Source organism: Treponema sp., from assembly GCF_017430385.1.
Taxonomy (GTDB): domain Bacteria; phylum Spirochaetota; class Spirochaetia; order Treponematales; family Treponemataceae; genus Treponema_D.
Genome location: NZ_JAFRNB010000169.1, coordinates 51,190 through 78,163, shown reverse-complemented (window position 1 = coordinate 78,163; position 26,974 = coordinate 51,190). Strand labels below are relative to the sequence as shown.

Below are 26,974 nucleotides of genomic sequence, written 5' to 3'. Positions count from 1 at the left end.
AAGGAGTCCGCTTTTTTATTGCTAATTGCTCATTTCTAATTATTTTACTATAATAGTAGAACTATGTTAGACCAAGTTTTATCCGTTATTTTCGGCTCACAGAATGAGCGCGATGTTAAAAAATTAATTCCAATCGTTAAGGCAGTCAACGATAAAGAAGAATGGGCAAAGTCATTGCAGCCCGAAGATTTCCCAAAACAGACACAGATTTTCAAGGAGCGGCTTGCTAAGGGCGAGTCACTTGACGATATTTTGCCGGAAGCATTTGCACTCTGCCGTGAAGCTGCTTTCCGTGTGCGTGGCGAGCGAGCTTATGATGTTCAGCTCATGGGTTCTATCAACTTGCATCAGGGCAAAATCACTGAAATGAAAACTGGTGAAGGTAAGACACTCGTTGCCGTTGCCCCAGCCTACCTCAACTCTCTGAGCGGAAAGGGCGTTCATGTCGTCACTGTCAACGACTACCTTGCCGAGCGCGATGCTAACACAATGCGTCCGGTTTTCTCATATCTTGGCGTTACAGTCGGAACAATTCTGTCTAACATGGACAATGATGTGCGCAAGCAGAACTACAACTGCGACATCACTTATGGAACAAACAACGAATTCGGTTTCGATTACCTTCGCGACAACATGCAGATTGAAATGGCACGCAAAGTTCAGCGCGGATTCAACTACTGTATCGTTGACGAAATTGACTCTATCTTGATTGATGAAGCCCGAACACCGCTCATCATTTCGGGAGCTGCAGAGGACGATACTTTCAAGTTCTACGAAGTTGACAAATATGTAGGTTTGTTCGAGGAAGCCGAAAAGGATCCGAAAACTGACGACTACTACGATGAAGTTGACATGACTCCAGAGCAGCGCGCAGAGCTTAAGGGCGATTACAAAATCGATGAAAAATCAAAGCGCGTTTCTTTCACTGACAAGGGTATGAACAAAATCGACTCTATCCTTCATCAGCACAATTTGATTGCGCCGGAGACAACAGTTTTTGACGAAGAGAACTTTGAGTATGTTCACTATTTCACTCAGGCAATCCGTGCTCACAAACTTTACAACAAAGACGATGAATATGTCGTAAAAGACGGAAAAGTTGAGATTGTCGATGAATTCACTGGCCGTATTCTTGAAGGCCGCCGCTACTCAGACGGCTTGCATCAGGCAATCGAGGCCAAAGAGCATGTAAAAATCGCCCAGCGAAACCGCACTATGGCTACGGTCACATTCCAGAACTTCTTCCGAATGTACACAAAACTTTCGGGAATGACTGGTACGGCCGCGACAGAAGCAGTTGAGTTCCAGAAGATCTACAAATTGGATTGTGTCGTAATCCCGACAAACCTTCCTGTTGCCCGCGTTGACGAGCAGGATGAAGTTTATCTCAACGAAGACGACAAATGGAACGCAATCGTAAAAGAAATCCGCGAGGCACACACAAAAGGTCAGCCGGTTCTGGTTGGTACTGTCTCGGTCGAAAAATCTGAGCATCTTTCTGCCCTTCTCACCCGCAACGGAATCAAGCACGAGGTTTTGAACGCAAAGAACCACGCACGAGAAGCTTTGATTATCGCAGAGGCTGGCGCAAAGGGAGCAGTCACAGTCGCTACAAACATGGCTGGTCGTGGTACTGATATTAAGCTCGGCGGAAGCTATGAGCAGCGCGCACTGAGCCGAGTCGGAACAGAGGCAACTCCAGAAGAATATCAGGCAGCGGTCAAAGCCGAAAAAGAAAAATGGCTCAAAGATTACGAGGAAGTCAAAGCTTTGGGCGGATTGTATGTAATCGGTTCTGAACGACACGAATCACGACGAATCGACAACCAGCTCCGAGGTCGTTCTGGACGACAGGGTGACCCAGGACGCTCAAAATTCTTTATCTCAATGGACGATGATTTGATGAGACTCTTCGGCGGCGACCGAATGAAGAACATCATGACAAAAATCGGTATGGAGCCTGGCGAGCCAATCTATCATCCGTGGCTCACAAAGGGAATCGAAAAGGCACAGAAGAAAGTCGAGGAACGAAACTTCGAAATCCGTAAGAATTTGATTGACTATGACGATGTTCTCAACGAGCAGCGTGAATTCATCTATCAGCAGCGTGATTCAATTCTTGAGGATGAAAATCTGAGCGAACGAATCATGACCACGGCAAAGGATTACCTCGACGAATGGTTCTACGAATTCGCACACTCAAGGAAAAACGAAGGAATCAAAGTTCTCACCGAAAACATCAAGACAAACTTCGGCGTGATGCTTCCTCCAGAAATGCTTAATGAAGAAAAGGTTCTCTCACTTCTTCAGAACGACATCACAGAAAAGGAAACTTTAGTCGGACACGAGCAGTTCAACATGTTCATCCGCTACCAGTACATTCAGGCAATCGACCGAAAATGGCTCGACCAGCTCGAATATCTTGACGGTTTGCGCGAAGCTGTACACTTGCGTTCTTACGGAAGCAAGAATCCGCTCACAGAATACAAAATCGACGGCTTCAACCAGTTCGATGCAATGATTGAAAAAATCCGTATCGAAATTGCAGGCCGTGTCTTCAAAGTAAGAATCCAGATTAACCCGGCTCCGCAGCCACCACGCCAAGCAATGCAGGGCAACGCCCAGCACTCAGAAGCACAGAGCATGAGCGAGCAGGCAGCCGCACAGAGCAGAGGTGCCGCAATGGCAAGAAACGCCCAGCAAGCAGCCGGCCGCACAATGGCAGGAGCAAGCACAGGTCAGAGCGTAACAGTAGTGCGCACAGGCCCGAAAGTAGGCCGAAACGATCCATGTCCATGCGGTTCTGGCAAAAAATATAAAAATTGTCATGGACGATAATTTTTAATTAGAAATTAGCAATTTTAATTGATTCATAACACGCTTCTTGTCCGTTGTCCATAACGGCGCAAGGAGCGTTTTTTTTGGCGGGTCGCCGGTGAGACGGTGGATTATGCAATTTTCTGGCAGAAGCGCGAGTGCTTTTTTGAGCAGCGAGAAATATTCTTCTTTTGAAAGCGGCGTGACTGTGCCGCTCTCGTACATTTGTGCAAGGCGTGTGTTCTGCACGATGTAAAGAGTTGTGATTTTAATTCCAAACTGTGGTTTTAAATTTCTCACAGAGGACACAGAGGACACAAAGTTTTTTTTGTTTAAGTAGCTTTCTTTCAAACACGCAATTTCTCTGTGCTCTCCTTCGCTCTGTGAGGAATTCTTAGTATTCTCCCGCACGACAAATCTCACCGATTCAAGCATATCTTCCTCAGTCTCGCCGGGAAGTCCAAAAATCAGATGCGTGACGATGTGGATTTTTTCGCTCGCTTTTTTGATTCTTTTTACAGCATCTTTATAATCTTCGTTCGTGTAGCAGCGGTTAATCAGATTACCAGTCACCTCATTGCTCGTCTGTAAGCCAAGCTCAATCTGAACGAAATGATTTTCAGCGATTTTTGCGATTTGCGATAGGATTTCTTCACCAAGGCAGTCGGGGCGGGTTGCGATTGCAAGGCCTTCAATATCCTCACATTCAAGGGCTTCTTCGTATTTTTTTACAAGGGATTTGGGATTTCCGTAAGTTGAAGTGAAGTTCTGGAAGTAAGCGATATATTTTCCATTCCGGTTGCCGCTTCTTCCCTTCACTTTTGATTCTACGAGTTTTTTGGCAGATGCGACCTGCTCTTTTATCGAAAGATTCCGGCTTGCCGCAAAATCCCCCGAACCGCTCTCAGAGCAGAAAATGCAACCGCCCAAGCCTTTTGTGCCGTCGCGGTTGGGACAGGTGCATCCTGCATCCAGGGAAAGTTTGTAAGTTTTTGTGCCAAGAATTGACTCATAGAACTTGGAGAGCGGAATCATCGGGAATTTTATGCTTCCTCTGACGATGAATTTTCTGTCGATTTTTTAGATTTTCCGGCTTTCACTTCGACTTCAGCACCGTTGAGATTGATATTCTTGGTGACTTTTGCATCGTAAGTGTTGGCTTTCATAATCTCGGTGAAATCAACGCCAGTAGCCTCACTCATCGTGTCAAAAACCTGCTTCATAATCACAGGCATTGAGCTTGAAACCTGCGAGACACCGTTGCCGTTCTCACCAGTCGTTCCGTAAATATTGATTTTGTCAATTTGGCCAAGTGGCTTGGCAATTTCTGCGGCCATCTGTGGCATGATTTTAATCATCATTTCGGCCATAGCGGCACCGTTGTACTTTTTGTAAGCCTCGGCCTTTTTGTCCATCGCAAGAGCCTCAGCCTCACCTTTTGCTTTTATTGCCTCAGCCTCTGCCTTACCTTTTGCGGCGATACCTTCCGCCTCAGCCTTGAGTTTTGCGGCGATTCCGGCAGCCTCTGCCTCGGCTTTAGCCTTGACTGCGGCAGCTTCCTGCTCAGCCGAATATTTCTGTGCGTCAGCAAGCTTCATCTGGGCAGCGGCTTTCTGCTCCTGCTCGTATTTGTCAGCCTCTGCGTTTTTCTGTCGTTTGATAAGTTCTGCCTCAGCGTTCTTTTCGGCCTTGTATTTTTCTGCATCGGCAACTTTGTTCATTGTCGCCTGAAGTTCCTGCTCACGGATTGAGACTTCCTTGCTCTTGAGGTCAGCCTCTCGCTCGGCCTTTGCAATCTGTGCGTTGACTGTCGCAGTCTGGATTGTCTTTTGCTGCTCCTGCTTCTGGATTTCGTAAGCGGCATCAGCGATAGCATTTGCGGTGTCAGATTCTTTTTTGAGGTTAGCCTTTTTGATTGCAAGCTCGTTCTGCTTTTCGGCGATTTCTGCATCTGCGGCAACACGGGCTTCGTTCGCAGCCTTGTCAGCCTCAGCCTGGGCGATTGCGATTTCCTTTTCGGCAGTTGCTTTTGCGATTGCGGCATTTTTCTTAATCATCGAGGTGTTGTCCATACCCATATCGTTGATTAAGCCGTGCTCGTCAACTACATTCTGGATATTGCATGAAAGAATCTCAATACCAAGTGCTTCCATGTCGCGGGCAGCCTTTACCATAACCTGATCAGAGAATTTGTCGCGGTCAGTGTTGATTGTCTTCAAATCCAAAGTGCCGATGATTTCACGCATGTTTCCCTGAAGGCTGTCCTTCAATTCATCAGCAATTAAATCAGGTGTTTTGTTAAGGAAGTTTTTTGCAGCGAGCTGGATTCCGTCAGGGTCGCTCTTTACGCGGACTTTTGCGATTGCATCGACCTTAACATTGATAAAATCCTGAGTCGGAATGAAAGTGTCTGTTTTGATGTCAACGGAAATCTGCCCAAGGTAAATTTCGTCCACACGCTCCAAGAATGGAATGCGCCATCCCGCACGACCTGCCAGAACGCGAGGAAGTTTTCGCACGCCGGAAATAATCTTTGCGACATCCGGCGGAGCCTTTGTATAGCCCACGAAAAACAGAATCAAGATGAACGCAGCAAGCACGCCCATAGCCCAGTAAAAATATTGAGAATCAATAAAATTCATTACAAATCTCCTTTTTGAATGATGGAACTATTATAGTAAAAATCCAGGAGAAATAAAAGAAAAAAAATGTTTACTGCAAATAAAACTGGATTATACAATGAAGGCCGCACCGCCGTGTAGCCCCGAAGTTACCGCCTGCGGTAATGAGCGTTAGCGAAGGGCGAAAGGGCGGCAGCAAGAAAAATTTGCGCAAAAAAAATTCCTCACAGAGGGCACAGAGTTCACAGAGGATGAAATAATTTTCATTAAAAATCTCTCTGTGTTCTCCTCAGCTCTGTGAGGAACAAAAACTGCTAATTTCTAATTAACCTATCGTTTCAAGCTCAAGACAGTCTCAAGCAATGTATCTGCTGTTGTGATTGTCTTTGCGTTTGACTGGAAGCCTCGCTGTGTGACAATCATGTCCGTAAGCTGCTCGGTCAAATCGACATTCGACATCTCCAATGCGCCTGCGAGCAAGCTTCCTGCCCCGGCTACGCCAGATTCGTTGATTTTAGCCTCGCCAGAGTTGTTGCTCTTGACATAAGTGTTGTCGCCGGCTTTCTCAAGACCGTTCTGATTTGCGAAAGTTGCCATTGCAAGCTTAGCGATTGTTCGGTTTGTGCCGTTTGAGTAAACGCCAGTGATTGTACCTGTCGAGTCAATCTTGAAGTTCTCAAGGTAGCCCAATGTGTAGCCGTCCTGATAGAAAGCTTTTGTTGAGCTGGCAGATGCGCTCTGTGTGACAGTGTTGATCATTGAGCCGATTGTTCCCAAGTTGATGTTCATTGTCTGGCGGTATGGATTTCCGTCTGCATCAGCGTTTGACTCTGGAACTGTGTAAGAAGCCTGAAGGATAATCTCGCCGTCAGGGTTAGAATTGTTTCCTGCAGAGTCAGTTACGGCCTGCAAAGTTCCGTTGTTGTCGAAGCTGACTGTGAATGTGTTCTCAACGCCGTCAGTTGTTCCCAAGCCTACGCGAGTCTGTGTGAAGTCTGCGTTGTCCGGGTCAATCTGAACTGTTGCTGTCCACTGGTTCGGGTTTCCGCGTACACGAGTGAAGTTTACATTCAAAAGATGCTCGTTGCCGAATGAATCATAGATTTTGAATTCTGTGTTCCAGGTTCCCTTTGCGACATCAGCCTCAGTTGGATTCTCAGGGATTTCTGGTGTGTTTTTGTTCAAGTTACATGCGAAGTTGATGTTCTGGGTAGCTTTTGCAGGGTCTTTTGAGCCTACAGGAATTGTGAGGTCTGTAGGAGTAGCTGCAGTCTGAACGACCATTTCGCCGTTAAGCTCACGAGCCATCCATCCCTGAACTCTCATTCCGTTTGCAGGATTTACGAGAGTGCCGTTCTGGTCAAGTGAGAATGCACCTGCACGAGTGTAGTATGATTTCTCGCCGTTTTTCTCGATGAAGAAACCGTTGCCCTGAATTGCAATATCAGTTGAGATTCCTGTTGACTGCAAGTTTCCCTGTGTGAAAACTGTGTCGATTGCAGCAACTGTCATGCCCAAACCGACTTCTTTAGGGTTTACACCGCCCTTCTCTTCGGTTGGTTTTGCAGCACCCTGAAGCTGCTGGCTGATCATGTCCTGAAAGTTGACACGACCGCGTTTGAAACCAGTTGTGTTTACATTGGCAATGTTGTTGCCGATTACATCCATTCGTGTCTGATGATTCTGCAAGCCAGAAACGCCAGAATAAAGTGATCTCATCATATCGCTACCCTCTTTTTATTTGCTATTTTAGAAACCGTAGACGGTCTTGATTTTATTCATATCGTAGAACATACCGTTCACTTGAACCTGCGGGGTGTTTCCTCGTGTGGCTGCCTCAACAACACCAGTCGTTGCCTGCTCTGCTCCCAAATCAATCTGAACCGTTCGTCCGAGAAGGCTCTGAGCTTCGCTTGAATTAATCAAGGTTGCCATTTTCTCGAAGTTCTGGCTCATGTTCGTCATCTGCTCAAGAGAAGAGAACTGTGCCATCTGCGCGATGAATTCTGTGTTCTCCATCGGGCTTGTCGGATCCTGATTTGTCATCTGAGCCATGAGGAGCTTCAAAAAGTCGTCCTTTCCAAGTTCGTTGCTCGCGACTCTACCCTGTCGAAGCTCCGCGTCGAGTTTCTTGTTGTATCCGTTTACAACATTATCGACCTTGAACTTGTCCTGGGCACTCATCGTTGTGTTGATGTTAGTTGCAGTCATTTCCATTTTTTACCCCACATATAGCGATGATGTTGGCAATCACGCTACTCTATAAATATCGGAATCTGAAAATGTGACTTTAGTTTATTTATAGCTGATTTTTTTACTAAAAAAGGGAAAAGGACACCTTTTTCGCAATAGAAGAAAATTCATCACCCTCTCTATCATTCTCCCATCTCCTAGCTCCGCTTTCCCGCTCTCCCAGCTATGTTAAGCACCCTCTCCTAGCTTGCTGTTAAGGTCCCTCTCCGAAAAGTGTATCATTTTGACACATCAAAACTAATGCTGAGGCAAAAAAAAGCGGGAAGATTTGCTCCTCCCGCTGAACATCTTAATCAAAATTATTTTTACGCCACGATGTTGATTCCGTAAGCTGTGTCGTTGTAGGCTTCCCCCGCACCTTCCTGAGCAAGCGCGCCCGGTGTCACGAATTCGCCATAGCTTTTCTGAGCGAAGAGCTGCTGGTTCTGGTTCTCGCCCTGAGCGAAGCCCTGCTGATTCGACTGGTTGTTCGAGAAATTCAAATCGAAGCTGCCTGTCTCAAATCCACTTTCGGTGAAAGCCTGTTTTAAAGACGGAATGCTCTCTTTGAAAGCTTCCATAGCCTCTTTTGTATGAACAACAATCTGAGCCGAAAGATTTTTGTCGTCGAGATTGAGGGAGATTTTTACATTTCCCAAACCTTCCGGGCGCAAAATCAGGTTGATTGAGCCTTGCTTGTTGTCTTTAAGGACGATGTTTCCAGCCTTTACGAAATCAGGCGCGTTTTCCTGAACTGCATTGCTTAGCATTGCCTGGAAGTTCGAGCCGTTTGCTCCTGCGCTCTGTGCTGATGAAGAAGTGATGTTCTGCTCAGCCTTTGCCGCAAGTTCCATTGTCATCTGAACATTGCCGTCAGCCTGTTTCTGCATTGAAAGGTTGATTTCTTTTTTCTCGGCTGTTTTCTGAACGATTTTGTCCGAGGCGACTTTTGCCGGCTCCTCATCAAAAAGATGCCGGGTTCTCAAATCATGAACCGTAATTTTTGTGTCGTTTTTCTTTTCTTTTGAAGCGACGATTTTTTTATCGTCCAGAGAAATTTCTGTTTTTACAGCTGTTTTAGCGACATTCTCAACATTATTTTCCACTGACTGAAGGAAAAGTGCCGGCTCTTTTACGGCAAGGTTCTGCGCGCTCAAAAGTTTTTCTTCCTCAGTTTCCTCACCAGGAATGAATTCAACGGCGGCATCAATCATGGCCATGAAATCCTCGTTTGAAATCTCATCGCCCTTCTCCTCGATTCTGCCTGATGACATGAGCCATGAAAGCATTTTTTCATCTATCTCAATGTTGTCGGAAGAAAGCACAGCCTCGGCATCAACAGCCACAACCTCAGCCACATTTTCATCAGAAACGGTCTGGATATTGTAAGCCTTAGCAAAATTCGGATTCTGAACCGCAATATTTTCAATCTCGTTTGATTTCACACTTTTTGAAATTTCTTCGCCGTTTTTATCTTCGGAAGTTTTTTTCTGCGCGACTTTTTCAGATTTTCCGTTTTTGTCGTCAGTTTTTTCTTCTTTTTTCTCAGAAATCTTTGAAGAATCAATGTTCTCGTCATTCTTGGCGAGTTTTTCAGTCTCAGCAGACGAGTTTTCTTCTATATAATTGTCAGTTTTTGCAGTCTCCGTATTCTCAGAAGTTCTTCTCGCATCTCGAAGATAATCCGCAAAAGATGATTTTTCGCCATCCGAAGTTTTCTGAGTCTGGGCGGAAAGCATCTGGTTAAAATCAGACTGTGCGTTTTGGGTTTGTGCTTGAGAAATTGAAAGAATGTTCATACTTTGTCTCCCGTAAAACCGAAAAGTCGCGTCCATTTCCCACCCACGCAAACTTTTTGATTTCTACCCTTCTATCATCGGAATTCCGGAAGAAAAGTTAAGGAAAATTTAGTCCAAGCTTTCCGGCTTGTTCGCCATTTTTCGCTCAATTGTTGAAGCGCGCTCAGACTGGCCGACCTTTCCCATGTACATGAGCCATGTTGAAGACATTGAAACGGTCTTGTTCGCCTCCGCAACCTCGTCTGCCTTTCGCAGAATGTCGATTACATCCTGATCATCATGAGAAAGAAGCTGCTCAACGGCTGACTGAGGCGGCATGTTGTTTAGATAAGAAACGATTGTCTCGATATTTTTTGTTCTGTCGTCGTATTTTTTGACCTGATTATTGAAAGTCTTTTCCCGTTCGTCCTGAGAATTCTTGCGGTCCTCAAGTTCCTTTGCGATGGCCTCGTTCTGCTCCTCGACCTTCTTGATGTCGCCCTCGCGCTTATCAAGTTCCTGAGTGCGGATGTCCAGGGCCTCAATCCGCTTTGCAAGCCTGTCCTCATCCAAATCAGCCGTGAGAGGCTTTGAAGATGTTGCCGTCACAGAAGTCTGCGGTGCAAGGCCGAACAGCTTGTACACAGGTGCGAAGACCTTTTTGGCATGAATCACGCCGAGATAGTCAAACCAGAGCAAACCGCCCAAAGAGATAATGATTATTAAAATAAGAAGAAAGATTGATTTTCCGATTCCGCCGTTTCCACGAGCCATTTTTATCCCCTCAAGAAAAAAGAACTTCGTTTCAATTATCGACATTTTACCACAAAAGTTAAGCACTGAGAAGTAAAAGAAAAAAGTAATACATGAAAATTATAGAAGAAAACTTGCAAAATATGATATAATACACTTCCGATGATTAACTACTGGGTTCAGGAAGACAATCAGTTTGTCAAAATCAGCAAAGATGAGCTTTCTCAAATCGAGTCAAACCGCCGGGTGTGGATTGACGCGCGCCGTGTCTCTCAGGACGATGTAGCGCAGCTTCAGGCCGAATACAATCTTGACCCAGAGCTTCTTCTCGATGTCTTGGACCAGGACGAGCTTTCCCGAATCGAGCAATGGGATGATTACGCGCTCGCAATTCTTCGTCTTCCGGTCTTCACGCCAAATTCCGAAGTCGCATACTCAACGGCTCCAGTTGGCGCAGTCATTTTCCCTGAAAAAATCATCACAATCTGCTGGACGGACTGCGAAGTTCTCAAGGATTTGAGCAACAACCGCATCAAAGGTCTTTCCCTCAACGATTTTCCGGCATTTTTAATCCGAATTCTTGCCCGAAGCGACATCATGTTCCTTCGTTACCTCAAGGAAATCAGCCGCCGAGTAACATCAATTCAGAACGAGCTGCACGAGCAAATCGAAAACGCCGAGCTTATCCAGCTTCTCAACCTCGAAAAGTCGCTGACATACTTCACGACATCACTCAAATCAAACCAGCTTCTTCTCGAAAAAATCCGCCGCACGCGAATCCTCAAACTGGACTCCGACGATCAGGAATGGCTGGACGACGTTGAAATCGATAACAGGCAGGCTATGGAAATGGCCGACACCTACAGCTCAATCACAACAGGCGTTATGGACGCTTTCGCAAACGTAATCTCGAACAACATGAACGTTGCCATGAAAAAGCTCGCCGTCATCAATCTGGTCATGATGGCTCCAACCTTCGTCACGAGTTTTTTCGGAATGAACTTCAAGCTTCCATTCGACACGCTCAACGGCTACATTCCTGTTTCAATCGCCACCATAATCTGTGTGCTTTCCGTAATGCTCAGCTGGTGGCTTTTGAGCTTCAACAAAACAGCCCGCACCCTCAAAAAAGTCAAAAAGGCCAAAAAACGAAAGAAAAGCTAACCATTAACAATATGCAATAAAAGGGGAAAGTCTCCCCCTCGGCTGCAAAGGCTTCGCCTTTTCCGCCTACCCCCTCTGCGGTGGCTCCGCCCCCGCAACGCCCCCGAAGGAGTTTATCGATGAGAAAGATTTTTTTTGCAGTAATCAGCATAATTTTTTCAGTTTCTTCTATAGTATCGCAGGAATTTAATTCTCTCGACCCCGTTCGGCTTGGGCCAGAAGCTCCCGCGCAGTACGACTTATATGTAATCGGTGACGGAAGCCAGTCTTACACGGCGATGCGCTGGATTACGCCTTTTGAAATCAACCGCTACGAAACGACCTATCAACTCTGGTACGAAACCCGAGAGATTGCAGAAGCCCTGGGCTACCAATTCATCAATCCCGGTCAGGAAGGTACACGCGGAAAACGCGGAGCTGAGCCGACAACCGAGTGCGAGCAGCCGGTCACAATGATTTGCTGGTATGATGCCGTTGTCTGGTGCAATGCTTTTTCAGAAATCCACGGGCTCACTCCATGCTATACACTCAACGGAAAAATTCTCAAAGATGCGACCGACACTGTGAGCCTCGATTTGTGCAAATGTGATTTTGAAGCGGACGGGTACAGGCTCCCGACCGAATCAGAATGGGAATACGCCGCACGAAAGACAGTCTCCGGGATGCAGTCAGGCTCCCTAGCCTCTGGTCAGGTTGATAAATACGGAAAGGAAGACAGCACAATTCCAGAAGAAGAAGTCGCTTGGACAGCATTCAACTCGCACGGCACTCACAAAGTCGGCACTGCAGGCTCTCCTTTCCGCGAAGATGCCCCGCCCGAAGCCGGGAGCGGAAACCCGAACAGCATGGGGCTTTTTGACATGAGCGGAAATGTCTGCGAATTCGTATGGGACTGGAGCGGCCGCTATCTGGAAACAGAGCCGGGGCAACGCTCGACTGGCATTGAAGCCGGAAGCGAGCGAGTGAGCCGTGGCGGAAGCTGGAGCGAATACACGCCGTTCATTTACACTGGCGACCGCTACAGCTACGATCCGAACGAATGTTACAACTACCTCGGCTTCCGCTTCGTAAGAACCGTCAGGTAAATTGAAAATTTTCGTAAACTCACATTCGCTCTAAACGGTGAGTAAATCTGCTTTTGTAACGCTCCACTTGCCGTCAGTGTCTTTTTCAGCTTCTACCCAGCCGTATTTTCCTTCAGCCAATGAGCCAGGGTTAATCACTGTGGTGTCACCGATTTTTGAGATTCCCGCGCTCTCGTGGATGTGGCCTGTAACGACCAGGAATGGTGTACGCTTTTCGATGTAAGCACGGAGTTTTTCGCTTCCGACATGGATTCCGTTCGGGATTTTGTCACATTCAGTGTCTTTCGGAGGATTGTGCATGATGAGGACGAGGTTTGACCATTTGCCCTCCTCGTCACCGCACTCTGCGCTTGAATTTTCAACTACATTGTAATCCGAAATGATTTCGTCCTCATCGCGCTCGAACGGAGTCGTGCCGGTGAATTTTGTTCCGCCGCCCGAACCGCAGATTGCAACTCCTTCGTGGAATGCAAGAGTTCCTTCGACAGAAATGTCAGAATTTTCAATTTCAGAAAGGAAATCCGGGTTGTCACAGTTTCCGATTACAGAAAAAATGTTCTCATGCTTTTTGAGGAGTTTTTCAAGCACAGGCTTCCCGGTTTCCTCATGCTCAAATTTAGCAAAATCTCCGCCAAAAAGAACGCAATCCGCATCCTTAAAGCGAGAATCCAACTTGTCAAGATTATCCAAATCTCCATGAATATCAGAAAGAATCAAAAATTTCATAAAATCCTCCAAAATTTAAACCACAGATTAACACAGATTTACACAGATTAAGAAGTGCGTTAGGGATTGGAGTGGCGCGAAGCGTTGCCTTTAGGCAATGAAGCGACAGCGGAACCACGCAAAGCCCGACCGTGCGAAAGCACGGTAACGCCCAACTTCTAATTACTCACTGCTAATTGCTAACTTCACATTTCATCCATAACTTCCCGCAAAGCAAGCATCTGCTCGTGGGTGCCGACCGTGATTCGCAGGTATTCTTCAATGCCCTTTGTCGCAAAGTGGCGGACCAAAATGCCCTCTTCCTTGATTTTGCGGTAGGCTTCGTCGCCGTTCACGCCCTGTTTTTTGCAGAAGACGAAATTTGTCTGGCTGTCCAAAACGCTCCAGCCTTTTTCCCGCAAGAAGTCGATGAACTCGTCGCGCTCAAATGCCACGCTCTGCGCTGCCCGGACATAGTAGCCCGCATCACGGCAAGCCGCGATTCCTGCCTGCTGAGCCAAAAAGTCAATCGGAAAGTGATTGAGTGAATTTTTGACCGTTGTGACGGCATCGACAAGTTCTTTATTTGCAACGAGATATCCAAGTCGCTGACCTGCTCCGCACAAGCTTTTTGAAGTAGTTCTTACAATCACAAGATTCTGGAATTCAGCGAGGAGAGGAATGCAGCTTTCACCGCCGAAATCAACATAAGCCTCATCGACCACAAAAACACGGTCTTTCGGAGCGGCCTTAATCATCTCGCGAACCTCATCACGGCTAAGACCGATTGATGTCGGTGCGTTCGGATTCGCAAAAATGATGCTGGAATTTTCTTTGTTCGCAAGCTCCAGCATTTTTGCAGTGTCAAGAGTCCAGTCAGATTTGAGCGGAACTTTTTCAAGCGGTATATTGTAGAATCCGCCGTAAACCGGATAGAAAGAATATGTATGCTCAGGAAGGACGAGCTTTCGGTCAGAGTCAAAGAAAGCGTAGAACACGAAGCTCAAAACCTCGTCGCTTCCGTTGCCTGCATAAATCATGTCAGGCGTGACTACGAAAGGAATTTTGTCGAATTCAGATGGAGTGACAATCGCGCCGCTGCCGTTTTTTTTGCCTTTTTCGAGGTTTGCACGGCACAAAACTCCGCCGGATTTGTTGAGCATGTCCGCGATTGCCTCTTTAAGCTCGTTTGAGTCCGGATCAGGATAAAGGCCGAGTTTTTCAGGATTTTTTTTGGCGGCCGAACGAACTGCTTTGATTACTTTTGGTGAAGGGGGATAAGGATTTTCATTTGCATTTAATTTTATGTAGATTCTGTCCTTTGGCTGCTCACCAGGCACATAAGGATGAAGCTTTGACATTCTTGAAGATAACATTTTTTACTCCAATAAGAAGAAAGTATCTTTATTTTATAATAAATTATTGATAAAATAAAGATATGGCAACAACAACTAGTATTATAGTGTTATTAAAGTTTTTTGCGACACGGCAGAAGAATGCGGTCGTTGACTATCAGGATTTTTGTGAATATCTGAAGCGATACTCCGAGCATCATCTTGATGAGCAGCCTACCCTTGCCTGTTATCTTGAGGATCCAGTTCCGGCACTTCAGGGAGAGCTTGACAAACTTGTAGACTCAAGGCTCATCGTGATTACGAACATCACTCCTGAAAAGCAGGGAATTGTCGTAATTCCTTATTACATCGAAAGATTTGCTGAACGATACAAGGACATTTCCGTTAATCCGTCGCTTCCGTTCCCTTCCGAGGCCGACCTGCCAAAAAACACGCCAAAAGGAATCGTCACGCAGGAAAATTCTGCCGAGCTTATCGGCCGTCTCTTAAAGCATCAGGATTTGAATGACAAAGTTCTCTACGGACTTTCACTCTCGCACAACGCGCCGTCGATTCTCCTTCCTTCTACGGTCTCTGTCGTCACTTTGATTGAGGATGCCGTCGGAAAGATTCAGAACATGCTCAAAAAAGAGGAGCATCACGATTACTTCCTCAAAAAACTCACTGTCTCAAACCCTGGCCGCGAGATGATTGTAAAGAACTTCTTCAATGCTTTCGTTGACCGCCCGGATCACTCTCTGGAGACTTTGAGCCAGACAACCGAAAGTTTCTACCTCTGGAACCAGCTCTGCTTCTTCATCAAGCAGGATTACGAAAAAATCAAGGATTACACTCAGGAAGATTTGTCATGCTTGCAGGCCGTTTACATCACAGAGGTCGGAGCAAACTACTTCAAGAACGAGGCTCAGGAAAATGCCAAAAAAGAAGGTGCTTTCAAGGCTCTTGAAAACCTTCTCGCCAAGCCGCCGTATTACTTCACTTTCGACGAAATCATAAAATTCACGGACAACAAGGGAGTTCCGCTTCTCGGCCAGTACACTGAGGAAGAGCTCAAGGACTATCTTCACAAAAAGACTCAGGAAGCACCAGTCCAGGAACTTCCAGACCTTCTCGTGTTCAAGACTTACGATGAGCAGCGATATTTCATCTTCAAGAGCAAAGTTCTTCACCTCATTCTCCGACTTTGCACTGATGCACGCATTTCTGTCCTCGATGCAATCAAAACCCATTGGTCAGAAGTCCTCAAGCAGTTCGATGTTCTCCCGGAAATGAAGGAGCAGGGAGCATTTGAAGACAGGCTCGAAAAAGAAATCCGTATTCAGTCTCCTATCCTCAGCGCGCTTTTGCACTCATCATTCCTTCCGCTTCTGAGCTACGATGCTTCTGGCGGAGACGACACAAGCAAGGTCAGTCTTTTCGTGAACGGCCAGCTTTTGCCGTACAGCGATATTCTTCTCATGAGCCGGCAGGAACTTCTCAACGATGCAAAAATCATGCTTCCGTTCTGGTATTCAATGCCGGTTATCTCATGGATTGCACGAATGCTTCTCCGCCCGCCTAAGAAGAACCGCAACAAAACGCGCAAAACAAAGGCCGAGCTTTACCGCGAAGAAGAATCTGCAAAACGCAAGGAAGACGAAGAGACAGCAATGCTTTCTCAGAACGCGACAATCTCAAAGAAAGTCGCGCTCAGGGATGCAGCTCGTGATGTCGAGCAGACTTATGTTCCTGCAAGCTCCACACTCAACCGCGAGCTTGATTCTTACGAAAAGATGTGGAACCACCGTCTCGGAAAGGAAACGCACAACAACCTCACGGAAGACGTCAACGCCCTCATCCGCGATTACATCCGCCGCACGCTGCGTACTATGAAGGTTGAGGGATTCACAAAGGACCGAATCGAAAGCCTCGCAGAAAGCCTTATGACAGCTCCTGGCCTTCAGAAAATCCGCGAGCGAGACGCGCTCCTTATGTACATCAAGCTGTACATGGTCAAGCTTGTAAAAAACATCCCGATGTAAGAAACAAAAATTACTTCCATGTAATTTTTGTTTCAACGAGAAAATTCTGTTCACCTTCGGCAAACACGGCGAATATCGTTGTTTTCGCCGTTTGAATTTTCTCTCCTTGCTGTACCCCACATCCTTGTGGGGCTATTCGAGTGCCACCTCCATGTGGCGATTTTTTTTGATTCTTAAGCACACATCTTTTGTCTGATTCTGACTTTCTTTTATACTTTTCTGACTTTTTATCAATCGCATTGCCAAAAATGCAAAAATTTTGGAAATAAATAGGTGTACAAAGAGAGAAGCAAATCTCTTGTTCGCATGGCGAAAGACTTCGGCCGGGTCTTTTTCATGCACATCTTTTTATTTTTGGAGAAAATTTATGAATCAGATGAACCAAGTCGTAATCGAAGGCAATGTCGTCCGCGACACACAGGTAAAAGAAACTGCCCGTGGCACCAGAGTCTGCACAGTTTCAATCGCAACGAATCGTTTTTACAAGGACCTGAAAGGCGATTTTCAGAAGGAAGTCGCTTTTTTCGATGTAGAAGCCTGGGGCGAAAATTTCAGCAGCCGAATTGCAAGAATGGCAACGAAAGGCCGCGGGCTTCGTGTTGTAGGACGGCTCAAACAGGACAGATGGAAGACACCGGAAGGAAAAAGTTCTTCAAAAGTTTCCATCATCGCAGAACATATTGATTTCCAGCCTGAACGGAATGAAGAAAAAAATGAAGCTGATGGAAAGACTGCGGCAGAACTTGCCGCACAGGGCATGATGGCCGAAAGCACGGCAGGCCTCCCGCCAAACGAAGATTTTGACGAAGGAGGTGAAGCCGTTTTCTAAAATACAAGTGAAAGATTTCGGTGCGGATAAAAACTATCTGCGCCGATTTCTGCCATTCTGTGGCGTCCTGCCATTGCCGCCTCTTCCACGGCCGGCAGGGCGTCCCTTTCCTTTTGCAGGATAACGATTAAAGCCAGCCTCTTTTTCGGCCTCAGCTTTTTCGTTCATAGCCTTGTAAATTTCCATTTTTTCAAGGCTGTAAAAACCGTTCTTCCAGTTGAAGCGGGAACTTTCAGGAACAGGCTGCTTTTTTATCATGGAATTCATTACCATCTTAAGCTCCTGCCTTGTCACCCGTGTGCGGGAGAAGTCAAGCAGGATTCGCTTAAAGCCACTGCTGTTCAAGACCTCAGACTTATCAACGATTGAGAACGGAGCTTCCGGCATGACGACAGAGCCGTCAGGAGTAGAGTTGACCTTAAAAAGAGTTTCCTCTTTGTCCTTGAAATAAAGGAAGTCATAGCTTTCAGGCAGCTTGAATCTCATTCGGAAAAGAGCCGGATAAGCGTAAGCCGTAACAAGAACTCTGCTTCGGACACTTTCTTCCCAGGTCATTTTGAGGTTGTCCCATGAATTTTCAAGCGGTGTAATAAACGCCCCGATGTTCTGGTTCTCAAACCAAGATGCAGCCCATCTGTTGAAAGTGTACAGATAAGGGCCTCCAATCAGGTTGGCACCCTTGCCTCTGAGCATTGAGATATGGGCGATATTATTTACGACAAAAGTTGTGAATCCTTCATCAACAAGAAGCTTCAAATCAGCAGCAATCTGCTCTTCCTTTGAGGCCGGGCAGTATGGATCCAGGGAAATGATAACCTGTTTTTTTGAGACAGGAAGTTTTGCCTTTCTTTCGAGAAGATCTGTTCTTGTCTCTGAATTGTATTCCAGAATCACGCGCACAGGATTCTTTGAGATTGCCGTGCACAAATCCGAAACAGTCGAAACCTGAATGTACAATCCCTCCGGGAAATAAGAAAGCTCATTCTTTGCGACTGGAGTGATGTCAAGGACAGGAAGAACTTCCGCCCCAGGCTGCTTTCTGTATTTGCCTAAATCCGGCGGAAGGACACGAGGATATCGTTTTGACATTGCCTTTGTCTGCAAAAGATAAACTGAATCCCCGCGCTTGAATCCGAGCGGAACATCAACAAAACGGCGGCCTTTTTCATCAATCATGACAGTTCTGACTTTATGGCTCACGCGGCCCGAATCATCCTGTCGGTGCAAGCGGATAGAGTCGCCAATCTCAGGGTCGTAATTTCCGCCAGAAAGATGAACCATAGTAATTTTGTAATCCTCTGGTGCGGCATCAGGACCGGCAGCCTCACGCGCCTTTTCCTTTGCCTCATCACTTGCCTGTTCAAAAGCAGCGATTTTTCCGAGGAAAATTCCTGTTCCACCAGCCTGGTTCGGATTGAGGATAAGGCTTCCGGCTTTTTCAACGCCCTCTTCATTAGTCTTGAAATTGTACCAGTAAGATGTCTTTGAGCGTGCGAAATCCGTTGAAAGCAAACGCTTTGCAGTTGCGAGCGCGCCTTTTTTATCTTTTTCCCAGTTGTCCATGAGATAGCGGTAAGCGGCGACGACAGAGCCGACATATTCCGCACTCTTCATTCGTCCTTCAATCTTGAAAGACTCAACTCCGAGCTGCATCAAATCAGGAATCTGCTCGATAAGCTGCAAATCACAAGGAGAAAAATAATATCCCTGAGTTTCGCCAGCTGATTCAGAATCAACGGTATAAAAACGGCGGCAAGCCTGAGTGCACATGCCCCGGTTCGCGCTCTTTCCACCAAGGAAACTTGAGAAAAGACACAGGCCGGATTCACTCACGCACAATGCGCCATGAACGAAAATCTCAAGTTCGGCATTCGTATGCGACTTGATGTATTTGATTTCTTCGAGACCAAGCTCGCGGGCAACGACGACACGCTTAAGCCCGGCCTTGCTCAGAAGATTGACTCCGGCCGCACTCTCGACATTCATCTGAGTTGAGCCATGTAGTTCCAGATTCGGGAAGAACTCCTGACACATGCGGATTACGCCGAAATCCTGAACGATAAGTCCGTCAGGCCCGATTTTGTTGAGATAAGAAAGGAAACGGTACAGTCTCTCCAAGTCACGCTCTTCGCTGACTGTGTTGACCGTCACATATATTTTTTTATTCTGACGATGAAGGCTTTGGACAGCAGCCTCGAACTGATTCCATGCAAAATTTGAGGAGCGGAGACGCGCATTAAAGCTTTTGAGACCAAGATAAACTGCGTCCGCCCCTTCGCCGATGGCAGCATCGAGAGCTTCGATATTGCCGGCAGGTGCTAATAATTCAGACATTCTTTTATATTAGCACACTTTACGGCAAATTGCTAGTTACTTAGGAATATATGGATTTGCGCTGTTCTCAAAGCCTGGTGTTACGCCCGACACGGTGACTTTTTTGCCGTTCGAGGCTTTTGCAGAAGACTTTTCAGTAACAATCCATTCTGCTGAAGAGGTGCAGATGTATTCCGGGAGCGAGTTTTCATCAGCGTACTTCAAAAAAACTTCATTCGTATTTTTTCGCGAAATAGAACGGTTAAGGCTTGCAGCCCCGCTAGAAGAAATTGCAAAAGAAGGAGAGCTTCCGCCGTCCCAGATTCCAAGCGAGTGCGCTTCCTCGGCAAATTCTTTCATGCGAGGCTTCCATTCATTTTTTGAATCAGCAGAAAAAAGCACGGCATCCTTCATGTTCTTTGCAGTACCATCCCGGAGAATCAGTACATCAGTATCGGAGATAATTTTGTCATCGCCCTCTCTCCACAAATCCCTTGCAGAATCACAGCTGAATTTTGACTTTGAAAGACATATATCATCACCATCCTCATCAGCAAAACTCTCGATTTCCTTTTTTTCCTTTGTTTTTGAATTCGTAAAGGCTGTTCTTCCATGAACGACGATATAATCCCCCCTCTTCACATCAATCGCCGGGAAGGAATATTTCTTTTCTTCCCCTTTTGAAGCACTTACAAGCTCAAGTCCGCATATATTTCCCGATTTTAAAACCACGAATTCAACGAACTCAGCGACCTGATTTTTGGAATCACCTTTCACATAAACCTCATTGAACATGAGCCTTGCAGGATTCTCATTGAAGCCGGTAAAAGTCTGGCTGAATTCAAGGCTGTTCCCGGTTATATCGAAAACTTTCCCGGAAAACACATAATTTTTCCCGACAAGTGTATTCTTTGAAAGCTCCACATCACAAGATTTTCCGTCCTCGCTGTAAGTAACAGCATCAGCCACGGCAAATTCTTCTTCCGAACCTTCCTCAAGCACGCAGACTTTATCAAGCACTATCCGTTCGGAGCAGTCCAGATGAATGATATTCCTGCCCCTGACGGAAAACGATTCTACGGACGGAACGGAGACATCAGCCGGAAGGATTTCAATTCCTTCTTCCGTGAGACGACAAGAAACCGGCGCGACAAAAGCCGTGACCACAAGGGCGATTGCGCATGACATCAGCGCAGTCCGAAGTACAAGATTGCCAAAAATTTTTTTCATATTGAACCTCCTGATTTTTTTTCAATCTATATATGTATTTCCAAAAAATTTGCATTTTTGGCAATCAAATTGAAAAAAAGTCAGAAAAATCCAAAAAAAAACTCCGTCCAAGCTCATAAAAGCCGGGCGGAGCTTAAAAAAATCAAATTGAATTAAAAAAGAATCTGCAAATTCTACAAACGGATTGTCTCAACCATGTAGCGGATTGAAGCTCCGTTTACATCAGCAACGGTTTTCTCAACGACGAAAACAAGATTTCTTCCGCTCTTGTCAGAGAAGATTCTGTCGATTCTGTAGTCCGTTACCTTCTTTCTCTTGATGTCCGGGGAACCGACGATATTGCGGCTGATTACATTTCCGTCACCATCCTTTTTCTCAAGCGTGATGAAGAATGAAGACCGAAGCCCTTCCCCGCTTCCTTCAACAGTCTTTGCAAGATGGATGTGATAATAAACGCTCTGCTCAACCGTAGAGCCTTCAAAATCCTTGAATACAATCTCGCTCTCACCAAGTTTTCGGTCATCACGGACATAAAGAAGATTGTCTGCCGGAGCCGGCTTAAAATCATATTTGCGGAGTTTCCATGCGGCCTTGTCAAAAAGCTCCTCGAAAACTGCTTTTCCGCTCTTTGATTTTGTCGCAGCGGAAGGATTTGTCTTGAAGACTTCTCCGCTCACAAAATCATTTTTTTCAATATCTACTGTGTAAATCTCGGCATATCCCTGAAAAGTTTTGTCTGTCTTACCATATTCGCCAAAGACATAAGTTCTGCCGTCACTTGAAATTCCCAAATCTACAAAAGCAGCGGCATCACCGGCAAAACAATGAACTGCGGCAAAAAAAAGCGCGAGTCCGGATAACAGAAGCTTTTTCATAAATCCTCCCAACCTGATCCGTCACAAAAGACAAGAATCAGACTCTATATTATTTTCGGCTTTTGAAATTAACTCTTTACATATTTTTGTCTTCCGTTTAAGATTTTTACATGACCTTAAAGACACGCAACAGTTTCATAAGAGTTTTTCTTCTTTCCAGCCTTGTACTTCTCGCGCTTATGTTCGCACTCTTCATAACCTCATCATTAAATCATTCCATCCTCACGCCACCGGATTTGCGGATTCCATCGTTCTTAAATTACATTCCGTTCGCAAAGCAAAATTCTGTCGCGCTGATGATTTCTTTCCTTATACTGCTTCTTTATGTTCCGCTATGCTTTTATCTTCTTATCCGTTTTTTTGAGAATACACAGACCAGCGAAATCATATTCTTCACTGGTTTTCTGATTGCCTGCATGACTGAAAGCGCAAGATTTCTAACGCTTTGCCTCGGTCTATGGCAGTCATTCTCGAATATGCTGATTTTTGCAGGCAAAATCGTCCTGTTCGGACGCACGCTTGCACCACTCAGTTTTTTATGCGCAGCAATTCTGAGCGAAACGGAGCAGCGGCAGGACATGGAGCGCAATTACATCATTCTTTTTACGGTAGCAATTGTTTTCGCCGCCGTAATTCCAATGAACACGGCACGAATTGCATCAACAGCTCTTGTCACCGAAGGCTTCATGACTCTTATAAATGTAACTCGATTTCTGATTTTTGTAACGATGCTCCTTTCATTTCTCGTGCAGGGAATAAAAAAGAACAGCATGGAATATATGCATCTCGCCTCCTCATGCTTCATACTGATTCTAGGCTACACAATGCTCGTAAGCTGCGATAATTTTGTTTTTTTGGGCTTGGGAACGGCAGGACTTTTTATCGGAACTTACAGATACTTAAAATTCATCCATAAAATGTATATGTGGAGCTGAGCTAAAAATCAAAAATAAGTCACAAGCGCGCCGAGCAAGACAGGAATAAGAAGGTTGTCAAAATCTTTTAAAGGAAGGACTTCAATCAGTGCGCCAGCAACCGCCACCGTAAGTGCCATATCACAGCGGTTCGTGACAAAGAAAGTTGAGCTGAAAATCGCCGCAAAGCATGTCAGGCTTCCCTCAACCGTTTTTCCATGTGTGTACGGAACCCGGATTTTTCCGAAAGTTTTTCCCGCAAGGCTCGCCAATCCGTCACCAAAGGCAAGCGCAAAGATTCCAACGGCGGCAGCATTCTCATTCCACAAAAGCGCGGTAGTTATGATTCCTGCGACAAGGGTAACAGGCCCAAGCACAAACTTGTTCTCATCACGCTTTCTTGCGGCTGCGGCAGTTATATCCGAAATCAGAGGAATTTCATGTCCGTTCCAACGCAAACTTTCTGCAATTATATAGGAAATTCCTGCTGCCCCCAGGCATAAAATCGCCGGAAGTCGGGCAATATGCAGGAACAAAGGAACGAATGCCGTGCAGATATGAATCGTCTTTCTGAAGAACTCTTTTCTGAGTGAAGTGAGCTGATTCTTAAGTTCGATTCCTATCTGATAGCAAAAGTATTTCATTATTCAAGACCTTTTTCACCGGCAAGGAGCCGTGGGATATCCGTGTAAATTGCAGGCTCAAAATCAGGATACGGATGAGTGATGTATTTTGAGTTCTGAGCCGCAAGGTTGCTTCCTTCCATACGAATCATCGTCTTAGGATTTCGGGTAAGCGCGTCATAAGCACGCATTGAATCCGAAAGCCTTACTATAGCCTCAGCATTCATCTTGCTGTCACCAGTCTGGTTCGCAAGCCTGTACAATGTGACTCCGAGGTTGTTGTTTGACTTAAGGTACAAATCAACTGTCGCAAAATCCTCTTCATCTTCCTGCGGAAGAAGGAACTTCTGAGGATCACGGGTAGTATCAAGAATTCGCAAAAGATCAGAATAATAGCTTTCAGCGGCAAAATTATCACCACGCAAAGAAAGTACATTGCCCAAAGAAAGAAGGATGTTAGGATCCCTCGGCTCTTTTTCAGCAACTTTTATGAACGAAGCAAGTGCGTTGTCATAATTCTTGCGGTTGTAATAAATCGCACCGACCCGGTAATTAATCGAAGGAATATCGTACTTGATTTCGATTGCCTTCTCATAATTGTAGAGGGCATCGTCCAGCTCGCCTGAGATAAAGTAATCCAAGTCACCCATATCAGCGAAAAGCTTACCTGTGTCTTCAGTTCCCTCAAGACCAGAAGCTTCATGTTCCTCGTTATAGAGGTTGATTCCGCGCGTGTAAACGGTCTGTGCCTTAAGATATTCCCGTGCACTCGCATAAAGTTCACCCAGAGTGCGTGTCGCGTTTATTTCGCGGAAAACATTCTTTTTGGTGCGCACGACTACATTTCCAAACAAATCAAGGCTTCTCTCAAGCTCCACCTTAGCCTGCTCAGTGTTGCCGTTCTGAATGAAGTAGCGGGCAAGATTATACCGAGCGACAGGATTTGAAGGGTCTGCCTTGATTGCAAGGTTGAGCATCGCAAGTACATCTTCAATTGAAGAACGAAGATATTCGTCGTTTTTGCTGAGTTTTCCGTAAAGTTTTTCAAGAAGATAGCCAGAAAGTTCCGTCCAGTCAGATGCACTGAGATTCTTAAGATTCTGCTTATCCTGCTTGCTCACATAGAACATATTCTTGTATGTAAGGACATCACGGAGCTTGTCGGTACGGATATTGTAGCGAAGCATTCTTGAAAGATAGACATTGTTGCTTCCGTATCGCTGGAGCAAATCAAGGTACTGCTCTTTGGCAAGCTCATACTTTGACGGATCGACCTCAGCCCATTCGAGGAAAACATCGCCGAGCAAAAGAATTCCGTCGGCATCATTTATATGGTAATCAAGGACTTCACGGCGCACGATTTCTTCTGCACGCTCGTAATTTGCCCTTTCATAAAGCTCCATTTCGGCATATTCAAGGCCGGCCTGCTTGTCATGATTGAAGAAAGCAAGAATCCGCTTGTACATCTGCCCTGCCCGCTCATACTGTTTTTTGATACGGTAGCCCTGGGCATACTTATAGAACCATTTCTTGACTGGCTTGTAACTGACCGCTTCCTGGAATTTCTGCTCGGACTGCGGGAATTCGTTCGCCTCAAGCAAAGTATATCCCTGCTTGTAGTGAATGTTGGCCATGACCGGCTTATAAATGAAGAATTCGCCTGCCTTGAAAAGACCGAAACATACGAATGCAAGGATAACGCCGACGATTGCGGCAGGAATAATCCTGTTTTTGAGCTGATACTGGAACGACTGCTTATAAGCCTCGTACTCCGCAAAAGAACGCCTTTCAAAATCCCGAGGAATGTTAATAGAAATATCGAGAATTTTTTCAAGTTGTGTCGCAAGCTGACGGGCTGAAGTCTTTTTAAGGACTTTTTCGACAATCTCAAATACAGCCTCATCAGTAAATTCATCGCGGGAAATGAAATCTTCAAGCGCGATTCGAAGGTTGAGAGGATAATTTGCAAGATTTTTCTTGAACTGCTCGTATTCCGGCTCAGTAAGTGAATTACGAGGAATGCCTTCCTTGCCTTTTGAGAAGTCAACTGTATCGAGCAGAGGCTTCTTTTTGCCCATATCGGCCGTATCAGTGTCAGAAAAGCCAGGGATCTCAAAACTTGAGTCAAGGACGAAGTCATCATCGTCACCACCGCCCAGAGAATCATCAGTAGCCGGGAATTCGTCGCCAGAAGAAGATGCGGAAGGTTCCGAAGGCCCGAAATCAACATCTTCCATGCCGGAAGTATCAAATGAAAGTTCTTCTTCACCGCCCGGAACACTTTCCATCGCATCAGGAATTTCAGAAGGTGCGTCAGAACCGGCTCCGTCAGAATCAGAAACAAGAGAATCGATGTCAAAAGAACCAAGTTCCATTGTAGAATCAGAAGCTGGCGCATCAAGGCTTCCAAAATCGTCCATACTTCCCAAATCATCGGCAGAGAAGTCAGCCGCTCCGTCAGAATCAGGCTCGGCATTTTCAGCATCAGCAGAAGGCTCTTCGGAAAGAGGAGCTTCATCTACAGAAGGGATTTCATCAGCAGAAGGAGCTTCGGCGACAGGCTCGGCAGCTGAATCAGAATCGGCGCTACCAAAATCACTTAATTCACCTAAATCGCCCAAATCCCCGAAATCAGCCATATCAGAAGGAACTTCCGGGACAGGCTCGCTCGGCTCAGAAGCAGCTGCACCAGCAGAACTGTCAGCAGAAGAAGAATCTCCGCCAATCAAAGAGTCAATATCAAAAGAACCAAGGTCAAGTGAAGAATCAGCGGCAGCCGGAGTTTCAGCCCCGGCAGGAGAATCAAGGTCCCCAAGTTCTGAAAGAGTATCAAAATCAGCAGATTGACTTTCCGCAGAAAGAACATCATCGGAAGGAACAGCCTCGACCGCACCCTCATCAACAGGGCTTGCATCAGCCGCAAAATCCCCAGAAGCACCCAAATCAGTCAAATCACCAAGATTGGAAAGCGCATCGCCCAAATCAGCGAAATCACCAGAAGGCTCCGAAGCAGAAGAGGTGTCCGAAGCAGGAATTTCTGGCTCGGAGGCAACTTCCGGCTCTGAAACAGGAGCTGCAGCCCCGGAATCTGCGCCATCAGCGGCAGGAGCAAGCAGGGAATCCAAATCCAAATCTTCAAGCGGAGTTTCCGGCTCAGCAGGAATTTCTTCACTCTCAAGAGGCTCCGCCGGAGCTGGTTCGGTAACAGAGGCAGGATTATCATCATTCAAAAAATCAGCAAGCGCGTCTTCATCAGCAGCGGCCTGTGGATTGAGCAGGGCAACAATATCGCTGTCAAGGCCCGCCAATTCATCTGCAGACGGAGCAGAAGCCGGGCTTGTACCGAGAATATCGTCGATTGAGCCTAATTCTTCCGCATCCTCTTGCTTTGCTACGGCCGCATCTTTATCAGGAAGACCGATGATAAACTCATCAGAGTCGTCAGCCTCCGAGATTCCCTGCGGAAGAGGTAGTACAGGCACTTTTTCGCCACGCTGGGCACGAATTTTTACTTCATCACCTACTGCGCGAATATCTTCTGAAAATTGTTTGAGCTGATTTAATCCTGGCATTTAAAATCCCACCTACTCTAATATACTTTAATTTCGGCATTTTGAAAACAATGCTTTATAGAAAAAAAATTGTCTTCATCTGACTAT

19 protein-coding genes are annotated in these 26,974 nt (G+C 46.0%); 6 read left to right on the top strand and 13 right to left on the bottom strand.

Annotated features, from left to right (window positions below):
- The first annotated feature begins 63 nt into the window (after positions 1-63).
- A complete protein-coding gene (gene secA / locus IJJ71_RS12985; RefSeq protein WP_296847627.1) occupies positions 64-2,838 on the top strand; it encodes a preprotein translocase subunit SecA in 2,775 nt (924 codons plus the stop codon).
- Positions 2,839-2,841: 3 nt separating this feature from the next.
- Here secA and mnmL read toward each other — a convergent pair whose 3' ends face one another.
- The 6 genes from mnmL to IJJ71_RS12955 form a co-directional block, all read right to left on the bottom strand.
- A complete protein-coding gene (gene mnmL / locus IJJ71_RS12980; protein WP_296847624.1) occupies positions 2,842-3,852 on the bottom strand; it encodes a tRNA modification radical SAM protein MnmL/YtqA in 1,011 nt (336 codons plus the stop codon).
- A gap of 8 nt (positions 3,853-3,860) precedes the next feature.
- Complete coding sequence (locus IJJ71_RS12975) at positions 3,861-5,459, bottom strand: flotillin family protein (RefSeq protein WP_296847622.1); 1,599 nt, start codon at positions 5,457-5,459, stop codon at positions 3,861-3,863.
- A gap of 309 nt (positions 5,460-5,768) precedes the next feature.
- Positions 5,769-7,160, bottom strand: coding sequence for a flagellar hook protein FlgE (gene flgE, locus IJJ71_RS12970; RefSeq protein WP_296847621.1), 1,392 nt, complete (start codon positions 7,158-7,160; stop codon positions 5,769-5,771).
- A 27-nt stretch (positions 7,161-7,187) separates the two neighbouring features.
- The gene (gene flgD / locus IJJ71_RS12965; RefSeq protein ID WP_296847618.1) at positions 7,188-7,655 is read right to left on the bottom strand and encodes a flagellar hook assembly protein FlgD; all 468 of its coding nucleotides are present in this window, start codon (positions 7,653-7,655) and stop codon (positions 7,188-7,190) included.
- 341 nt (positions 7,656-7,996) lie between these two features.
- Positions 7,997-9,469, bottom strand: coding sequence for a flagellar hook-length control protein FliK (locus IJJ71_RS12960; protein ID WP_296847616.1), 1,473 nt, complete (start codon positions 9,467-9,469; stop codon positions 7,997-7,999).
- Positions 9,470-9,577: 108 nt separating this feature from the next.
- Positions 9,578-10,222 (bottom strand): periplasmic-type flagellar collar protein FlbB, encoded by a 645-nt coding sequence (locus IJJ71_RS12955; protein ID WP_296847614.1) that lies wholly within the window; start codon positions 10,220-10,222, stop codon positions 9,578-9,580.
- A 141-nt stretch (positions 10,223-10,363) separates the two neighbouring features.
- Between IJJ71_RS12955 and IJJ71_RS12950 the strand changes: the two genes are divergently transcribed.
- Positions 10,364-11,365: a magnesium transporter CorA family protein gene (locus tag IJJ71_RS12950; protein WP_296847613.1), complete on the top strand. Its 1,002-nt coding sequence runs from the start codon at positions 10,364-10,366 to the stop codon at positions 11,363-11,365.
- A gap of 119 nt (positions 11,366-11,484) precedes the next feature.
- Complete coding sequence (locus tag IJJ71_RS12945; protein WP_296847612.1) at positions 11,485-12,450, top strand: formylglycine-generating enzyme family protein; 966 nt, start codon at positions 11,485-11,487, stop codon at positions 12,448-12,450.
- Positions 12,451-12,480: 30 nt separating this feature from the next.
- Here IJJ71_RS12945 and IJJ71_RS12940 read toward each other — a convergent pair whose 3' ends face one another.
- Positions 12,481-13,176 (bottom strand): metallophosphoesterase family protein, encoded by a 696-nt coding sequence (locus IJJ71_RS12940; RefSeq protein WP_296847611.1) that lies wholly within the window; start codon positions 13,174-13,176, stop codon positions 12,481-12,483.
- A 185-nt stretch (positions 13,177-13,361) separates the two neighbouring features.
- Positions 13,362-14,531, bottom strand: a complete 1,170-nt coding sequence (gene hisC, locus IJJ71_RS12935) for a histidinol-phosphate transaminase (protein ID WP_296847609.1) — start codon at positions 14,529-14,531, stop codon at positions 13,362-13,364.
- 62 nt (positions 14,532-14,593) lie between these two features.
- Between hisC and IJJ71_RS12930 the strand changes: the two genes are divergently transcribed.
- Together IJJ71_RS12930 and IJJ71_RS12925 are read left to right on the top strand one after the other, a co-directional pair.
- Complete coding sequence (locus IJJ71_RS12930) at positions 14,594-16,531, top strand: hypothetical protein (protein ID WP_296847608.1); 1,938 nt, start codon at positions 14,594-14,596, stop codon at positions 16,529-16,531.
- Positions 16,532-16,898: 367 nt separating this feature from the next.
- Positions 16,899-17,360 carry a single-stranded DNA-binding protein gene (locus IJJ71_RS12925; RefSeq protein WP_296847607.1) on the top strand — a complete coding sequence of 154 codons (462 nt, stop codon included), beginning with the start codon at positions 16,899-16,901 and terminating at the stop codon, positions 17,358-17,360.
- A 33-nt stretch (positions 17,361-17,393) separates the two neighbouring features.
- Here IJJ71_RS12925 and IJJ71_RS12920 read toward each other — a convergent pair whose 3' ends face one another.
- From IJJ71_RS12920 to IJJ71_RS12910, 3 genes are all read right to left on the bottom strand, one after another.
- Positions 17,394-19,694, bottom strand: a complete 2,301-nt coding sequence (locus IJJ71_RS12920) for a peptidase U32 family protein (RefSeq protein WP_296847605.1) — start codon at positions 19,692-19,694, stop codon at positions 17,394-17,396.
- A gap of 36 nt (positions 19,695-19,730) precedes the next feature.
- Complete coding sequence (locus IJJ71_RS12915; RefSeq protein ID WP_296847603.1) at positions 19,731-20,903, bottom strand: lipoprotein TP_1001-related protein; 1,173 nt, start codon at positions 20,901-20,903, stop codon at positions 19,731-19,733.
- A gap of 173 nt (positions 20,904-21,076) precedes the next feature.
- The gene (locus tag IJJ71_RS12910; protein ID WP_296847601.1) at positions 21,077-21,778 is read right to left on the bottom strand and encodes a DUF2259 domain-containing protein; all 702 of its coding nucleotides are present in this window, start codon (positions 21,776-21,778) and stop codon (positions 21,077-21,079) included.
- 110 nt (positions 21,779-21,888) lie between these two features.
- Here IJJ71_RS12910 and IJJ71_RS12905 point away from each other — a divergent pair, with 110 nt between their 5' ends.
- The gene (locus IJJ71_RS12905; protein ID WP_296847599.1) at positions 21,889-22,713 is read left to right on the top strand and encodes a hypothetical protein; all 825 of its coding nucleotides are present in this window, start codon (positions 21,889-21,891) and stop codon (positions 22,711-22,713) included.
- Between the two features lie 8 nt (positions 22,714-22,721).
- On the opposite strand, the gene IJJ71_RS12900 is transcribed toward IJJ71_RS12905, so the two are convergent.
- Together IJJ71_RS12900 and flcA are read right to left on the bottom strand one after the other, a co-directional pair.
- Entirely contained in the window at positions 22,722-23,336 is a 615-nt protein-coding gene (locus IJJ71_RS12900; RefSeq protein WP_296847597.1) for a diacylglycerol/polyprenol kinase family protein, read from the bottom strand.
- Positions 23,336-26,887: a periplasmic flagellar collar protein FlcA gene (gene flcA / locus IJJ71_RS12895; protein WP_296847596.1), complete on the bottom strand. Its 3,552-nt coding sequence runs from the start codon at positions 26,885-26,887 to the stop codon at positions 23,336-23,338. The genes IJJ71_RS12900 and flcA overlap by 1 nt, the downstream gene beginning before the upstream one ends.
- Positions 26,888-26,974: the final 87 nt, after the last annotated feature.